The following is a 16,543-nucleotide window of genomic DNA, read 5'->3' on the forward strand; positions in this document are numbered from 1 at the left end:
GTTGCGCGCCCCGCCCGCTCCCCCTCTGGGGAAGGACTTTACTTCAGAGGAATGTCGATTACCTCGATGGTGTTCGGCCCCACGACATGCTTCCAGCTACCCGCCGTAACCGTCGCCGTTCCCTTCACCGGTTTGATGGTCTCCGGATGATCGATCGCGTTGGTTACATACCAGGTCGCCGCATGCATGGTGTTGGTGACCGCCGCGCCGGCCTTGGCTCCAGTCACATCGAGCGTCAGCGCCTGCGGACGGTCGCTGGCGTTCACTAGCTTCAGGTAAAGCACCTTCTTCTGGGGCGAAACCGTCGCCGACCAGAAGAACCGGTTCCCTACTCCCTCGGCCTGACTCTTCGCCACCTGCGTTCCCAGATGGTCATTGAAGAGCACCTGCGCCCAGTAGCTGGGAGAACCATACGAATGCAGCGCGTCATAGCCGATCAAGTCGCTCGACCACTGCATGCCGCCCGGGTTCACGTTCGTAAACAATGGCGCATACGCGGCCATCACTACCAGGTCGGCGTTGCGCTCCATGGAGGTCATCCAGGCAGCATCGCCCAGCGCAGCGCCGAAGTCCGGTGTCGGCGAGCCGGTACGCGTCGCCCACTCGCCCACGAAGATCYTCGGTCCGTTGCGATCGCCGTTGTCGTACTTGTGCACCAGGTCAAAGAACTCATGCGGAGTCTGATAGTAGTGATCGTCCACCAGGTCCGGCGAGCCGCCGTGCTGCCACGAAGTCGCAATCAGCTTTAGTTGCGGATACTTCGCACGGAGGGCCTTCTCAAACGGCGGATAGCGCTTGATGTAGCTTCCTGAGCGGTCGAGGTTGTCTTCGTTACCCACCTCGATGAAGCGCAGCTTGAAGGGCTCCGGATGGCCGTCACGCGCGCGGATCGCGCCCCACTTGGTATTCGAGTCACCGATCACGTACTCGATCTCATCCAGGGCTTCGGCGATGTACGGGTTCAACGCCTCGCCCTCGGCATGCTCGCCGTTGAGCGTGTAACCGGCGAAGATGGCCAGCACCGGCTCCATCTTCAGGTCTTCACACCACTCCAGGAACTCGAGCAGGCCCATACCGTCGCTCGATGTATAGCCCCATGAGGTCCGCTTGGTAGGACGATCCACCAACGGCCCGATGGTCTTCTTCCAGTCGAAGTGCTCGGCCAGCGTGTTGCCCTCGACGTAGTTGCCGCCGGGAAAGCGCAGAAAGTTCGGGTGCATGGCCGCCAGCATCTTCATCAGGTCAGGACGATTGCCATGCTCGCGATTGTTGAACGTCGGCTCGAACAGGCTGACCAACTGCAGTTCGATGCTGCCCTTCTGGGTAAACGTCATCTCCCAGTGATTGTCTTTGCCCGGAACCACACCAGCGCCGGTTTTCAAGGTGTAGTCGTATTTCTTCCAGTCACCGTCGGTCAGCGGCACTGTCGTCTCCGCCAGTGTCGCTGCGGTCTGGTTGGCGATCAGGCGAATGTGTGCCGTTCCTACCCCCGCTGGCTTGGCATAGAACGATCCGTGATAGATCGCGGAGGGCCGTACCGCCATACCCCAGTAGCCATCGTTGGAGACGCCCGCCTCATTGCCCTTCGACGCATCGCGCACCACCAGCTTCATGCTCTTAGGCAGCGCCGCACTGGGCCCGCTGTCGCCGTTCTCCACCACCGCGGAGGATTCGCCCTGGGTCACCACACGCCACCACTCAAACCGCGGCCAGCGATTGGTGAAGGTGCGGTTGCGGATCAGCTCCGCATACAGGCCACCGTCGTAGCTGAAGTTGATCTCTTCCGTCATCAGGCCATAGAGCGTAGGGCTCACATCAGCCGTCTTCTGCGTGGTGTCCACGCTCAGCTTCGCCGGCTGCTGCGCCGCCGCAACCCCCAGCGCCAGCGCGCTGAGGCCAACTGCCATCCACTTCATTCGCATGTATCTTCCTTGAACGGGTTTAAGAAAACGTTATCCCAACGGACCGGATTTGTCCCCGGAAAACGCCTCAGGAACGCAAAACGGGCTCACACACGGTTCGGTATGGACTATACCGAACCCGCCCCGGCGAAGTACACCCCCTCTCCCCTCCTCGCTGGGGACGTACACTGAACTCTCAGGATGCGGTTCGAGCTCATCACCATCTTTCCCGGCTTCTTCGCCGGCCCCCTCGACTACGGCGTGGTCTCCCGGGCCATCCGCAAAGGCGTGGTCTCTGCCAACACCCACGACCTGCGCGCCTTTACGCATGACCGCCATCGCACCGTGGACGACCGCCCCTTCGGCGGCGGCGAAGGCATGGTGCTGAAAGCTCAGCCCATCTTCGAGTGCGCCGAGTCGATCGGCATCACCCCTTTGGACGAACGCGACCTCGCACGTGAGTCCGTCATTCTGCTGGCCGCCGGCGGGAAGCCGTTTAGCCAGACCATCGCGCATGAGCTATCGAAGCTGGAACGCATCACCATGATCTGCGGACGCTACGAGGGCGTGGACGAGCGCGTCAACACACTTCTATGCGACCGCGAGCTCTCCGTCGGAGATTACGTTCTCTCAGGCGGCGAGCTGGGTGCAGCCATCATCCTGGACGCGGTCACTCGCCTGCTGCCCGGCGTTCTGGGCAACGCCGACTCCGCCCGCTTCGAGTCCTTCGGCCACAGCGATGAGGAGATCGAACACACCCTCGAAAGCCCGCAAGCCACCCACGGCAGCGGAGGCCTTCTGGACTACCCGCACTTCACCCGGCCCGCGGAGTTCCTCGGCCATACTATCCCGGAAGTCCTGGCCAACGGCGATCATGCCCAGGTACGCAAGTGGAGACGGCAACAACAGCTTCTGAAGACCGCCCGCAACCGCCCCGACCTGTTGGCCAAGGCCGACCTCTCCGATGAAGACCGCGCCTTTCTGGCCGGGCTGTAGAACACCCATTCCCCTATTACCCGGGTGCCCCGCCCTCACGAAGTTAGGGTGGGCAAGGAGCCACACCTCCCGAACAAGCAATACACYCGTTGCCCCATTCTTCGCGGCTTCACCGCGAAGGGTGGGGTATCGCGCTACGCGCGACCGTTTTTCATTTCGTACCGGCGAAACGCGGATCTCGCTTCGCTCGACACCCCACCCTTTCGCTTTGCGAAAGAATGGGGCAACGAATTCGTTGCCTTATTAGGTATGTCAGCCCGCTCAGGGAAAGCCGGGTGCCCACATACGCGAAGCTTATGTGGGTGTATCGATCAGAGCTCGATCCGTTGTTCCCAACCTACTCTCCCGGCTTAGCGGCAGCTGTCGGCGTCGCCACCGGAACAGCCGGCGCCGCCACCGGAGCCGTAATCATCATCGCCATCCGCGGAAACGTAAACGTCCCACCCGCGTCGTCAATCACATTCACCTGGCAGATATAGCTTCCCGGTGCAAGCTGCGCCAGCGGCACATCGAACTGGAAGCCGACGGCATTGCGGTCCGGAATATTCACCGCGTTCGCCTCTATCAGTGGCGTCTCGAAGACCTTGCTTCCCGCCGCATTCAGGAACTCAATCGATGTCAGCACATGCGCTGCCGGATCGGGCCTGCGCTGCATGCCCGCAGGTGTCGGTGGAGGTGTGGCCGCCGCCGCACTGCTCGCAGGCTTGGCGGGGTCATAAACCTCGTACAGGAAGTAGAGGTGCTGATCCTGACGGAAGACGTGCGGAATATTCGGCACATACTGCTGCCCATCCCGCACCAACAGGCTTTGGTTCCGCGGATTGTTATTCGGTGTCCGCTGATTCGCTACCAGCACCGACGAAAGCTTCAGCGGAACTTTCTTCATATCAGGAACGTTGATATCGGTCTCGAACGATCCCATGTTGCCGCTCTGGTTCTCGCGCACCACAAACTTCAGGTGATACCGTCCGGGAGCCAGCGAGAAGCCGGTCGAGTACTGGATGTTCTTCCGCTGTACCTGCTGGTTGGCGTCAAGCTGCAGCTTCACCGTCTCACGCGCGGAGCCGACGACGATCTGCTGCGCGTTCTTCACGTTTCCGATAATGTCGATCGTCGCCTTCGACTGATCCTTTACCTCGGTGAAGGGAATCTGCGAGCCTGGCACAATCAGCGATACCGGAACGAAGAAGTGGTTATCGTTCTGTCGGAAGTACAGGGCCTGCAGGTAAACGGCAACATCCACCGCCGGTGCATCCGAGCGGAGCTGCTCATTCAGTGCCAGTTCGCGGTCTTCGTTCTTCTGGTGCTGGAAGTCGGCAGGCGCATAGTAGCCCGGCCGATAGTCAAGCTTGATGTCAGGACGATTGATCTTGACCTGCAGCTTGCGGAAGCTGCCGTCGCGCCGTTGATCCGTAGAGCGGAAGCCGATGATGTAGTAGGCCTCGGTATCGTGCTGGATCGCCTGGAACGCCGGACCGAAGTCATTCGAGTCGAAAAATGCCTTGCCGCCCGTATCCGAGGAGAGGGAAGCCAGGGTCTCCTGCGAGCTGAAGTTCGAATCCAGACGCGACTGCATCGCCGCTCCGTTATAAGCCGACGTCCCGCGCGTCGATCCGGTTGAGGCATCGCCTACCGGCGGCAGCGCCTGCAAGCCGCGCGTATCGACCGAGTAGATACTCATATTGGCCTTGGTCGCGGCATTCGTAGCCGCCCGCAGCGAGGCCTGGTTCTCGATCCCGTTGCGTGTCAGGCCGCCGGAGAAGTACAGCAGCGACTTGCGCTGATCGACACGTTCCAGCGACTTCGCGACCTGCAGAATGGCATACAGAGAGCGATCGGTATTCAGCGCGTTGTATTCGGAGTCGTCCGCGACAAACGAAGAGGCGTCGTCTGCCGTACCCTCGGAATCGCCATTACCGCCACTGGCAAAGCCCTGTCCTTCGGTGCCGTTGAAGCTGCCCACGGCACGCAGCAGTGACTGCCGTTCGGCGGTGAAGTCCTGCACAAGCTTCAGGGAAGTATCCATTGAGACCACGGCGACCAGGTCCGCCGGAGCCATCTTCTTGTTGATGTACTCCTTCGCCGAGTCCACGCCGCGGTCGATATCAGATTGCTGCATCGACGAAAGGTCGAAGAAGATCACGATCAGGCGGTGATCGCGCAGTGCCTGTTTGTCCTCACCGATCGAGCGTTCAAGCATCTTGGCGATGCTCGTGGTTCCGGCCACCGTTGTCTGCTCCTTCAGCGCGGCGGCCAAATCGACATTCTGAAAGTCGAAGGTCGAGACTTTCTGCGGCTTGCCGTTTTCGAAGACGGTGAAGTCAGTCGCCTTCAGGTCCTTCACCACATTGCCTTGTTTGTCGCGTGCCACCACATTCGTCAGCACGATCTCTGACCGTACAGAGATGGTAAAGACCGGCGCCTGGCCAGGCTGCTGATTCGGAACCTGGCTTGCCGTCTGTGCAACCGTGCTCGCACCCAGCAGCATGGGCAGGGTAAGGGCCGCTGTAAGCTTCATCGATCCGGAATATCTCTTCATCGTCTCTGTCTTCATCCGCGACTCTTGTCTAGAACCGGTACCGTGCCAGGAAGGTGATGCGCCGCATCGCGGCCACACTTGTTACCTGGCCGAAGGTGGGTGAGTTCACCGTGCTGTTAATGCCGGAGTACTGCACGGTGTTGAAGATGTTCGTCGCCGAGAACCTCGTCTCCAGCCCGCGTGTATCGCCGAAGCTGAAGTTACGCGCCAACGCTATATCGTTGGAAACCGTCCCGGGACCGCGGATCGAATTGCGTGAAGAGTTGCCGAAGTGCGTAGGGTTCGATTCGGTGAGGAACGCCACCGTATTGAACCAGCGTCCTACGCTTCCCTGACCGGCAATCGACTGCGAGAAGTCTCGATCGGGGCGCAGCGTGTAGTTGCCGCCCGTCGCCGTCTGCGCGGTGGTTCCCACATACTGCGGTGTGAAGTAACCGCCTGTAGCAAAGGTGAAGTTGCCCGAGATATTCCAGTTATTCAGGATGTGTGACCACGCTCCGCCGCTTGCCAGGAAGGCGCGGTTCGGTCCGAAGGGAAGCTCGAAAACATAGTTGCCCGTTACCTTATGCCGCACATCGAAGCTGGAGTTGCCCTCTTCGAGATCAAGTCTCTGATCGTTCTGCGCGACCGTGGCTGAGCTTCCGCCGATCGAACTGGCATTGTCGATGGAGTGGCCGTACTGATAGGTCGCTCCCATGCTGATGCCCTTCTGCATGCGCTTGCGCAGGTTTACGCTCAGGGCGTTGAAGCGCGAGTAACCCGAGGAGTCTTCATAGGTAAACGCCTGCGCTCCAGTGGTGGTCAGGCCGGTTGCTGTGCGGTTCGGAGCTCGGCGCATATCCAGGTCGCCGGCAGTGGTCCCGTTGTAGCCGACATTCATCACGATGCCCAGGCCGAAGGTGTGTTGAATATCGAGGTTCCAGATATTCACCCGCGCCAGCCGGTAGTCGCGGTTGACGGCGAAGTTGTTCTGCACCGCCGCCGTCGAACAGTTGAAGGCGCTCGCCAGTTGTAGCACRCCGCATCCCTGCTGGTTGGCGATATTGGTCTGGGTGACAGCGAAGGGCTGCTGGTTCGACAGCGAGCCGGCAAAGCTGCCGAACTGCGTCGTGTTGTAGTTCATGCCGTATCCGGTACGAACCACGGTCTGCTTGATGAACTTCGGGCGCCACGCAAGGCCCACCCGCGGAGCAAACATGCCGCGATACGGATTCACCAGCGACCGCGGGAAGCTGCCGGTATAGGGCCCGTTGGCGCCGGGCTGAACAACCGACACTGCGGTGAAGTCGGCGTTGTGGTCGAGGTTTACCAGGTGGTTGTACTTCTCCACGTACGGAGAGAAGTACTCATAGCGCAGGCCGTAGTTCAGCGTCAGGCCCGAGGCAACACGATAGTCATCCTGCGCATACCCGTCATAGACCCATTCACGCAGATAGTTCTTGTACAGGGCCGCCTGAATGCGTGACTGTTGCGGCAGACCGAGCAGGAAGTCCGCAAAGCCCGCGCCCGACCCGTTGGTGCTGCCAGGCGCCTGTGTCGCATACCCGGAGAAGGTAAATGCACCGACCGTGTTGTTGCCGCCGATCGAGTCACTATGCACGCGCCGCAGATCGAAGCCGAAGCGGAAGTTGTGCTTGCCGTGGTTCCATCCTACGAAGTCCGAGAACGAGAGGGTCTGGCCAACGCGGTTCGACGGCGAGCTGCTCGAAAAGCCGGTGAAGTTCGTGATCGAAAGCGATGGCAGGCCGTAGTAGAAGGGATTCGCCTGCGTCGCTGCTGTTCCCACCAGGATRCCGGCAGCCAATGCCGGGTTCGACTGGTTGGTGTACAGGTTGGTCGTGATCGAGTTACTGCGGTTCCAGTTCAGCGTGGCGTTATTGTTCAGCCGCCCTTTACCGATAGTGTAGCCAAGGTTGAAACCATATCCGGTTGAGGTTCCCGAGGTATTCAGGGCAGAGAAGATATTCGGCGTGGCGGAGTCAGAGTTCGAGTAATTGAAACCGATATTGATGTTCTGCCGCAGGGCCTGCTGCTGTTGCCGGCGGCTGGTTGCATTGCCTCCGCCCTGTCTCCCTCCACCTCCGCCGCCACCGCCAAAGCGTCCACCGAAAGGGCCGCTCGCCTGTCCGAAGTTACGAATGAAGCGTGTATTGATATTCCATTGATTGCTCTGCGAGGTCGCGATCGTCTGGTAGTTATATCCCTGCGAGTTCGACGTCGACAGGTTTGGCGCAGGATAGTAGTTCAGCAGCGCAGCAGCCTGCGAGGTGATGCGGTTTGCGCAGATCACATTCGTCTGGCCGTTGCAGGCGAACTGCGCTCCCGTCCGAGGGTCGTAGATCGGTACGATCGCAGTCGATCTGGCGGGACGGTACTGCGAGAAATCACCGGTGCGCTGCGCCAGTGTCGGCACCGTACCGTAAAGGTTCGTCGGTGTCGTGCTCAGCGTGCCCTGTGCATTCAGGAAGAAGAACTGCTTGGTGTTCGGCTTGAACAGACCGGGGATATACGGTGAGCCGGTGAGTGAAAGACCGAAGGTGCTGTTGGAGTAGTCCGGCTTATTGGGATTGCCGGTCAGCGAATAGCTGGTGGCGTCCAATGCTCCGTTGCCTCCGCGGAAGTACAGCGAGCCGTGGAACTGGGTCGGGTTGAAGTTGCGGAAACCGCCGCGCCCCATGCCGCCGCCGGCGATCATGAAGCCGCCACCCCCACCCGGACCACCGAAGCCTCCACCACCGCCGCCCGGGCCTCCACCTCCTGGACCACCCCCCGGCCCTCCGCCCGTCAACATGCCGCCGATCATGTTCACCACTGCATTGATCTGGTCGCCCTGTCCACCGCCCTGCAGCCGTGCCTGCGCCATGGCGTCGTCAATACGGTTGCGAATCTCTTCCTCGTTGAAGTTCGCCAGACCGTTCGTCTGACCCATCTGCCCGGTTACAGCCACGGATTCGGTAGCGGAGTTATCTCCCATACCGCTCATCGTGGGCATGCTTACGCCGGTATTGGCCGTTCCGGTTGAGGCATCGGACGTATTCGCATCGCCCAACCCGGCCATCGCAAGCGACTGCATGCCGTTCTGGATGCGCGAGGCGGCGGTTGTCTGCTGCTGTTCAGCGGCGGCCGCGCGGCTGGCGAGCTGCAGACCGAAGGCTGCGGTCGCTTCTCGCGGAGAGGCCGCGTTGAACAGCACTTCTTTGGTGTCCAGGGCAAAAGCCGCCAGCTCCGCCTTGACCACGTAACGGCCGTTCTTCGGAATCGCCATCTGGAAGGCGCCGGTAATGTCCGTGCTGGTCGTGTACTTCTTGCCGGTCAGCGTATTGGTGGCCGTAATCGCAACACCCGGAAGAGGAGTATTGCCGGTCTTCACCGTACCGCGAATAATGCCGCCTTGTACTTCTGCTGTTGCCGCGGGGGCGCCGGGGGCGTCTTGCATTGCACCTTGTGGCGAGGTCTGCGGAGCGCTTTGGGGCGCAGTCTGAGGCGCGGCCGCCGCAGGGGTAGCTTCCTGAGCGATTGCCGGGGAAAGCAGCGCCAGAGACACCATGGCAATGTATGCCGTTTGCACGATATCGATCTCCAAACGTCAAATGCGGCTTTTAGATACACTTCGTCGGCCCGCGGTTAGCAGCCGGCAGCCGCGAAAAGCTAAGGGCCAATGATGTTACTGCTGTGGCGGCTGGTTCTGCTCGCCGCCGGGCCTTGGTCCACGTTGGCCACGCTGCGGCAGCACATTCAGCGTCTTGGGAACGAAGGTGTTGCCCTTCAACGCTCCCTCCGCCCGGATGTTGTCGCCTACCTTAATGTCGGCCAAGGTAATGGCCTCTCCCTCTGACGGCGGCGGTCCCTGTTGGTTCTGCCCATCCTGGTTGCGGCGCATACCCATGCCACCGCCCATACCGCCTCCAGGCCCCATGCCCATCATGGCCCCCCGGCCTCCGCGATGCATTGAGGTGTTCTCATCCACCTCAATCACCTGCGATACTTTGTCCGGCCGCTCGATGGTCAGTTTGGTCTCATCCATCGCCGTGATCTTTCCCATGATCCAGGTCTTGCCCAGGCTTGCCTGCAGCTCGGCGGCGCGCGCCTTCATCTGCTCCGCCTGCTCGGCGGACATCACCATCACCACGCCGGCGTGGACTTCTTTGGTCGCCTCGTCGGCCTGACCCATCGCGACAACGTATTCGCCGGGCTTTATGTCGGCGGCCTTTACCGGCTCGCGCTGCTGCATGATCCGGGTATTCACCGTGACTACGACCTTATAGCTGGCGCCATCGTCGCCTTTGATGGCAATGCTGTCTGCAGTGGCTGAGGTAACCGTGCCTCGAACCGCCTGTCCGCCTCCGGGACCCATCGGGCCGCCACCCATCATCTGAGCCGTTACCGGAGCGGCAGGGACGGCGAGAACTCCAAGCAGAGATGCGAATCGGATTGCCAGATGTGTCATGGTGGTCATACCTCTTACGGGAATGTCTAATGCAAGAGACGGCTTCCCCTGCCGAAAGACGCGTTTTGCAAGAGGAAATTTTGTCATGGCGATACACTCCAAAGGATGAATCCCGCAGTGCACGATGAGCGGCACTTTCTGTCCGGGGATACGGTCCGCGATGTCGTCATTGGACTTTCCGACGGACTCACCGTCCCCTTCGCCCTGGCCGCTGGTCTCAGCGGAGCCGTCGCCAACACTCACCTGGTAGTACTAGCCGGTCTGGCTGAGATCGCGGCCGGCTCTCTGGCCATGGGGCTGGGCGGCTACCTGGCCGCTCGCGGTGACGCCGAACACTATACCTCTGAGCGCAAGCGTGAGCAAAGCGAGATCGTCACCCACACCCGCGACGAGGAAGAGGAGATCTACGAGATCTTTCAGCAGTACGGCGTCACCCGGCAGGAGAGCGAGCCGGTACTGCTGGCGCTGAAGCGTGACCCCAAAGCATGGGTCGATTTCATGATGCGTTTCGAGCTCGGCCTCGACGAACCCGATCCTCGCCGGGCCACCGTCAGCGCAGCCACCATCGCCTTTTCGTACGTCGCCGGCGGTCTTGTTCCTCTTATGCCGTATATCGTGCTCTCGAGTGCCACCCAAGCGCTGCAGCTCTCGGTGGTCATTACTCTGCTGGCTCTGGCGCTTTTTGGCGCGGTCAAGGGTCGGTTTCTGGGGACACACTGGCTGCGCAGCGCCGCACAGACGGTTCTGGTCGGCGGCCTGGCAGCGACCGCGGCCTATGGTCTGGCAAAACTCTTCAGCACGGTGTAACAGAGATCGTGGCAAACTTAGTTCCGAGTTAAAAAGTCGTCCTACTTTCTTCCTTAACTTGTTGCATTGAATCCGCAAACTAAAAAGAGCAACAACCCCGCACTCTGTGGCATCTGATCCCTTACGCGAGGAACAACGAATGCCGATTGAAGATGCCGCAGGACAGCAGACCAATGCGGGCCTCATGCGTATGCGCTTCCGTGAAACACGGAGCGCGACGGAGGAACTCTGTCGTAGCCTGACTGCCGAAGACATGATGGTGCAGTCCTGCCCGGAGGCGAGCCCCACCAAATGGCACCTGGCTCATACGAGCTGGTTCTTCGAGACCTTTATCCTCCGCGAGTTCGTCCCGGGCTATCGTCCCTTCGACGACCGGTTCCTCTGGCTCTTTAATAGTTATTACAAGTCGCTCGGAGAGATGCCGGAGAAGAAGCTCCGTGCCTCGTTCTCCCGTCCCGGCCTCGACGAGATTCTCGCCTTCCGCCGTCATGTCAACGAGGCCATGGATCGTCTCCTTGAGACCGGCGCTCCCGAAGCCGCGCTCAGCCGTCTCCTCCTCGGTCTGCATCACGAGCAGCAGCATCTGGAACTCATCGCAACCGACATCAAGCACGCCTTCTTCACTAATCCACTGCACCCGGCCTTTGTCGCAGGCGCTCTGCCGGTTGCCGAGATTCCCGCGCCTCCCATCGCTTGGGTCGGCTGCGAGGGTGGTCTGGTGGAGATCGGCGATGCGGGCAGCGAGTTCAGCTTCGACAACGAGACACCGCGCCATCGCGTCTTCCTTGAGCCTTATCGGCTTGCCTCCCGTCTGACGAGCTGTGCCGAGTACCTCGCCTTCATGGAAGACGCAGGCTATCAACGCCCCGAGCTCTGGCTTAGCGAAGGTTGGGATACCCTCGAGCGTGAAGGGTGGCGCGCTCCGCTCTACTGGCGCCGCGATGAAGCAGGTAAGTGGCAGATCTTTACGCTGCGCGGCTGGCAGTCCCTGGAAAATCTCTCAGAGACTCCTGTCTGTCATGTCAGCTTCTTCGAAGCCGATGCCTTTGCCCGTTGGGCCGGAAAACGTCTCGCCACGGAGTTCGAATGGGAGCATGCCGCCGCTCAGCGTCCCATCTCAGGCAATCTCTTTGAGAGCGGTCTGCTTCATCCTTCTTCGGCGTCGATCACACCGGGCCTCACCCAGATCTTCGGGGATGTGTGGGAGTGGACTGCCAGCGCCTACTCCGGCTACCCCGGTTACAAGCCTCTGCCGGGTGCGTTGGGTGAATACAACGGTAAGTTCATGTCCTCGCAGATGGTGCTGCGCGGCGGCTCCTGCGTCACGCCGGTCAGCCATCTTCGCGTCAGTTATCGCAACTTCTTCCAGCCGGCTACGCGCTGGCAATTCTCCGGTATCCGCCTTGCCGATGGAGCCAACGCATGAGCGCTGCAGTCCCGATGCTTCCAGCTTGTATCTCGCCTGAACTGCAGTACGCCATCTCCTGCGAGGTCCGCAACGGACTCTTCTGCGAGGGACAGAAAACACTCTCGCCCTGGCTCTTCTACGACGAAGATGGCTCGGCTCTCTTTGAGCGAATCACCGAACTGCCCGAATACTATCCCACGCGCACCGAACGCGCTCTCTTTGAGCGGCACGGTGCGGCGATCATCGCCGCGGCGGCAGGGAAGCAGCGCCTGTCGGTTCTTGAGCTGGGAGCAGGTACTGCAACCAAGACCGGCATCCTTCTCGAAGACGTCGTCCGAAGGCAGGGAGGTGTTCGTTACATCCCGGTCGATGTCTCTGCCAGCGCGCTCGATGAGGCTCGCATCTCGCTCGAACGCCGCCTGCCTGGCGTGCATGTCCATCCGATGGTCCGCAATTATGTGCTCGATCCCTTGGATCGCCCGATGGTGGATGGTCGTCTTTTAGCGCTCTATATCGGTTCTTCGGTCGGCAACTTTTCGCCCGAAGAGGCCCGCTCCATTCTGCGCAACCTCGCTTCTATCCTTCGTCCCGGCGATGCGCTGCTGCTCGGCACCGACATGATCAAAGACGAGGAGACGCTGCTGGCTGCCTACAACGACGCCGCCGGCGTTACCGCCGAGTTCAACCGCAATGTACTTCGCCGCCTGAATCGGGAGATGGGCGCAGACTTCGATCTCTCGGCCTTCCGCCACATCGCCACCTGGAATCCGCATGAGAGCCGCATCGAAATGCACCTGCAGGCCCTCCGGCGGCAGGCGATCCACTTCCCCTCACTGGGAACCATCGAGTGTGAAGCCGGCGAAACCCTCCACACGGAGAACAGCTACAAGTTCACCACACAGAGCCTGCGGGATCTCTTCGCCGACACCGGCTTCCGCGCAGAAAAACAATGGCGCGACGACCGCAACTGGTTCTCCGTCACCCTTGCTCGCCTGCTACCGGATTAGTACAAGAGATGGATCGAGCTTCGCTCGATCCATCTTGTTTGTCAGTCTGAGTGAACGCGATGGATCTGCTTTTCCGCTGCACTTCGTGCAGCAAGTTCGAACCAAAGGTGCGAATGTTTTGCTTAAGGGCACGGCTTTCAGCCGTGCCGAAACAAAGCGAGAAGATATGCGGCTAAAGCCGCAATCTTGTAAGGCCTCAATATGGGACGACTGAAGCCGTCCCCTTAAGCAAGACATTCGAGCTACGCTCGAACACTTTGTCATCCCGAAGGGATCTGCTTTCATCTTAAAAACAAACCGGGCCCGCACCGCGGGGCCCGGTTCTCCTTACATTCCTCTACTCCAAAATCAACAACACCACACCATGCGGCGCCACATTGGCTGTATAAGAACCCTGCTTCGTGCCCAGATCCTTACCCGCCCACACATCACGTACCTTAGCCGAGCTCTTCGCCCCCGCATCCGCAAAGCGGACACTCACCGGCGCCGCCTCAAGACTGCGATTGAACAGACCCACCGCAACTTTGCCGTTGCTCAATGGCTTCGCCCATACCTCCAGCGCACCCTTCGCCCAGACACGGTCACCCTGTTTCCCCAGCGCATCCTGGTCGATCGCGATCGCCTCTTTGTACAGCAAAATCGACTTGGTCTCATCACTCATCTTGCTCAGGTCATTGCCGGCAAGCAGCGGAGCGGCCAGTAGAGACCACAGGCTCATGTGAGTGCGGTACTCCTCAGCAGTCATGCGGCCGTTGCCGACCTCCAGCATGTCAGGGTCATTCCAGTGTCCCGGCCCGGCATACTTCGAGAGGCCAGCCTGCGAGAAACCGATCTGCGACATCGAGAGATAGCTGTCACTGATATCGCCGGTGGTCCGCCACAGGTTGCCGCCCAGGGCCGGCGCCCACGTCCACACCTCGTCCCAGCCATACTGACAAAGTGAGAGCACCATCGGGCGGCCAGTCTTGCGGATGGCGTCGGAGATTTTCTGATACGCCTGCCGCATCAGGTCCGACTGGATCTTCTCGCCGTTGGCAGGATCCTTGGCTGCGGCTTCACGCATGATGGTGCGATAGCTGCAGAGGTCGTACTTGATGTAATCGACACCCCACTCAGCCCAGGTCTTCGCATCCTGTTCTTCATGCTGATAGCTGCCCTCGAAGCGAGCGCAGGTCTGCGGTCCGGGCGAAGAGTAGATGCCGAACTTCAGGCCCTTGGAGTGGATGTAATCTCCCAGCGCCTTCATATCCGGGAACTTTTCGTTCGTATGGAGGACACCGCTGGCATCGCGCTTGCCTTCCCACGTGTCATCGATATTCACGTAGATGTAGCCGGCATCTTTCATGCCGCTGGAGACGATGGCATCGGCCGCGGCGCGGACATCGGCATCCGTAACGCGTCCCGCGAAGTGATTCCAGCTGTTCCAGCCCATGGGCGGTGTGAGGGCAACGCGCTGCTGCGCGGCAAGCGGCAACGCGACTACGAAGGGGAGCAAACGTAGAAATTTCATGCGACGCCATCCTAGAGCATTTTCCCTGTTGTTGGGTATCCCGGAGCGGGGGTGCAGCGGCGTTTTCATTACGGAAAACGCCCATCGACGCGGGAGCCCTACACGACACCTACAGGGAAAATGCTCTAGCCGGTTTCCGCCAAATCGCGCCAGTCAAACGTTTCATTCCGGCTTTCACTAAGGGGTATCTCGAAATTTGTCGAAACACCAACTAGCAACAAGGAACTAGCAACAAGGAACTAGCAACTGCTGGGCGTCTACCTAAAAATTGTCTGTATGAATGGTCGGGGAGAGAGGATTCGAACCTCCGACCCCCTGCTCCCGAAGCAGGTGCTCTACCAGGCTGAGCCACTCCCCGATTCTTGATTGTGAGGATGCCGGCTGCAACAACGGCGGGCCTGGAACACGCGCACGAGCCAACTTGTTAAGCATACCAGAGGATCGTCCGTCGCGCCCGCTCCCCTCCTTCGAATCGAAGTTTCCTGGAAATTCATCGAAAGATTAGACTGGTTGGTCTAACTAGTTGGTCTAGGGGGAGAGTCAGTTCATGGCGGAAGGGACACGGGAACGTCTGTTGGAGGTTGGCCTGAAGCAGATGCGGTCCGTCGGCTATGGCGCCGCCGGGATGAAAGAGCTGCTGGATGAGGCCGGCATCCCCAAGGGCTCGTTCTATCACTACTTTCCCAGTAAGGAAGCCTTTGGCAAGGCCGTGCTCGAAAGTTACAGCGCCGGCGAATTGGCTCGCTGGCAACGTGTCGTTGTGGAAGCGAAGGGAGCTCCCCTCAAACGCCTTCGCCGCTACTTCGAAGAGCTGATCGCGACCTACGGTCCGCAGAATAAGATCAGCGGCTGCCTCGTGGGAGGCATGAGCCTTGAGATCGCCGACCRCAGCGACATCATTCAAGCTTCCCTGAAGCAGGCTTTTGCCGGATGGCGGCAGGGCCTCGCGTCTCTCCTCGAAGAGGCGATGGAACGGGGCGACCTCGCCCGTACAGCAAAGCCAGAGGAACTCGCCGGACTACTGCTGGATGCGTATGAAGGCGCCTTGATGCGAGCCAAAGGAGAACGTTCCAACGCTCCGTTGGATAACTTCCTTAAGCTTGCCTTTGGGACTCTGCTTGCTAAACCCCGTTTTCATTGCGGAAAACGCCCATAGATGCATAAGCCCCGGGCTACACCTACAGGAAAAATGCTCTAGGCTTTTCTGGCAATTAAACGTATGGGTGGAAAAGCAGATTTCTCCGCTCCCGTTGGTCACTGCGAAATGACAAAAAAACCAAATTTCCTGAATCATTAGACCGACCGGTCTACTCTATTGCTTTAGATCGATCAACGATCGCGATAGGAGAAACACAATGAGCAAGGGAATCGCACTCATCACCGGAGCATCCACAGGTATCGGAGCYGTCTACGCCGACCGCCTCGCCAAACAAGGCTATGACCTCATCCTCGTCGCCCGCGACGCCGCCAAACTCCAACAGCATGCCCAGCACATCGCCGGCGAGACCGGCCGCAAGATCGAAACTGTCACCGCCGACCTCGCTAACAAGAGCGACCTCGCACGTATCGAAGAGATTCTTCGCAACAACCAGAAGATCACGGTTCTCGTGAACAACGCCGGTCTCGGCGCCACCGGCAAACTCATTGACTCGCCAGCCGACGAGATGGAGCACATGATCACCCTGAACGTGACCGCTCTCACACGTTTGACACAGGCGGTTCTTCCCGGTTTTGCCGATCGCAAGCAGGGCACACTGATCAACATCGCCTCGATCGTCGCCGTCGCTCCCGACCTGCTCAATGGCGTCTATGGCGGTACCAAGGCCTTCGTTCTCGCACTTACGCAATCGCTTTACAACGAGCTCAAGGACAAGGGCATCCGCGTCCAGGCCGTGCTTCCCGGAGCCATCGATACGCCCTTCTGGGAT

11 protein-coding genes and 1 tRNA gene are annotated in these 16,543 nt (G+C 59.9%); 6 read left to right on the top strand and 6 right to left on the bottom strand.

Translation table 11 applies throughout. The annotated features are described in order from the left end of the window. Nucleotides 1-38: 38 nt before the first annotated feature. On the bottom strand, nucleotides 39-1,916 hold the full coding sequence (locus AB4043_RS00525; protein ID WP_442306318.1) for an alpha-L-arabinofuranosidase C-terminal domain-containing protein: 1,878 nt from the start codon (nucleotides 1,914-1,916) through the stop codon (nucleotides 39-41). Between the two features lie 186 nt (nucleotides 1,917-2,102). On the opposite strand from AB4043_RS00525, the gene trmD reads away from it, so the two are divergent. Continuing rightward, complete coding sequence (gene trmD, locus AB4043_RS00530; RefSeq protein WP_442301956.1) at nucleotides 2,103-2,897, top strand: tRNA (guanosine(37)-N1)-methyltransferase TrmD; 795 nt, start codon at nucleotides 2,103-2,105, stop codon at nucleotides 2,895-2,897. Between the two features lie 337 nt (nucleotides 2,898-3,234). Here trmD and AB4043_RS00535 read toward each other — a convergent pair whose 3' ends face one another. The 3 genes from AB4043_RS00535 to AB4043_RS00545 all read right to left on the bottom strand — a co-directional run bounded on the left by AB4043_RS00535 (nucleotide 3,235) and on the right by AB4043_RS00545 (nucleotide 9,892). After that, entirely contained in the window at nucleotides 3,235-5,451 is a 2,217-nt protein-coding gene (locus tag AB4043_RS00535; RefSeq protein ID WP_442301617.1) for a VWA domain-containing protein, read from the bottom strand. Nucleotides 5,452-5,464: 13 nt separating this feature from the next. Then, complete coding sequence (locus AB4043_RS00540; RefSeq protein ID WP_442301618.1) at nucleotides 5,465-9,004, bottom strand: TonB-dependent receptor; 3,540 nt, start codon at nucleotides 9,002-9,004, stop codon at nucleotides 5,465-5,467. Between the two features lie 96 nt (nucleotides 9,005-9,100). Beyond that, the gene (locus tag AB4043_RS00545; RefSeq protein ID WP_442301619.1) at nucleotides 9,101-9,892 is read right to left on the bottom strand and encodes a hypothetical protein; all 792 of its coding nucleotides are present in this window, start codon (nucleotides 9,890-9,892) and stop codon (nucleotides 9,101-9,103) included. A gap of 96 nt (nucleotides 9,893-9,988) precedes the next feature. Here AB4043_RS00545 and AB4043_RS00550 point away from each other — a divergent pair, with 96 nt between their 5' ends. The 3 genes from AB4043_RS00550 to egtD all read left to right on the top strand — a co-directional run bounded on the left by AB4043_RS00550 (nucleotide 9,989) and on the right by egtD (nucleotide 13,105). Continuing rightward, a complete protein-coding gene (locus AB4043_RS00550) occupies nucleotides 9,989-10,690 on the top strand; it encodes a VIT1/CCC1 transporter family protein (RefSeq protein WP_442301620.1) in 702 nt (233 codons plus the stop codon). 139 nt (nucleotides 10,691-10,829) lie between these two features. Continuing rightward, on the top strand, nucleotides 10,830-12,116 hold the full coding sequence (gene egtB, locus AB4043_RS00555; RefSeq protein ID WP_442301621.1) for an ergothioneine biosynthesis protein EgtB: 1,287 nt from the start codon (nucleotides 10,830-10,832) through the stop codon (nucleotides 12,114-12,116). Beyond that, nucleotides 12,113-13,105 (top strand): L-histidine N(alpha)-methyltransferase, encoded by a 993-nt coding sequence (gene egtD / locus AB4043_RS00560; RefSeq protein WP_442301622.1) that lies wholly within the window; start codon nucleotides 12,113-12,115, stop codon nucleotides 13,103-13,105. Before egtB ends, egtD begins: the two co-directional genes overlap by 4 nt. A 337-nt stretch (nucleotides 13,106-13,442) precedes the next feature. On the opposite strand, the gene AB4043_RS00565 is transcribed toward egtD, so the two are convergent. Together AB4043_RS00565 and AB4043_RS00570 are read right to left on the bottom strand one after the other, a co-directional pair. Then, the gene (locus AB4043_RS00565) at nucleotides 13,443-14,615 is read right to left on the bottom strand and encodes a glycoside hydrolase family 27 protein (protein ID WP_442306319.1); all 1,173 of its coding nucleotides are present in this window, start codon (nucleotides 14,613-14,615) and stop codon (nucleotides 13,443-13,445) included. 281 nt (nucleotides 14,616-14,896) lie between these two features. Then, nucleotides 14,897-14,973, bottom strand: a tRNA-Pro gene (locus tag AB4043_RS00570). A 189-nt stretch (nucleotides 14,974-15,162) separates the two neighbouring features. On the opposite strand from AB4043_RS00570, the gene AB4043_RS00575 reads away from it, so the two are divergent. Then, nucleotides 15,163-15,771 (top strand): TetR family transcriptional regulator C-terminal domain-containing protein, encoded by a 609-nt coding sequence (locus AB4043_RS00575; RefSeq protein ID WP_442306320.1) that lies wholly within the window; start codon nucleotides 15,163-15,165, stop codon nucleotides 15,769-15,771. A 199-nt stretch (nucleotides 15,772-15,970) separates the two neighbouring features. Continuing rightward, the coding region (locus tag AB4043_RS00580; RefSeq protein ID WP_442306321.1) for an SDR family NAD(P)-dependent oxidoreductase at nucleotides 15,971-16,543 on the top strand (573 nt) is incomplete at its 3' end.

The organism is Terriglobus sp. YAF25 (genome assembly GCF_052113305.1).
Taxonomy (GTDB): Bacteria; Acidobacteriota; Terriglobia; order Terriglobales; family Acidobacteriaceae; genus Terriglobus.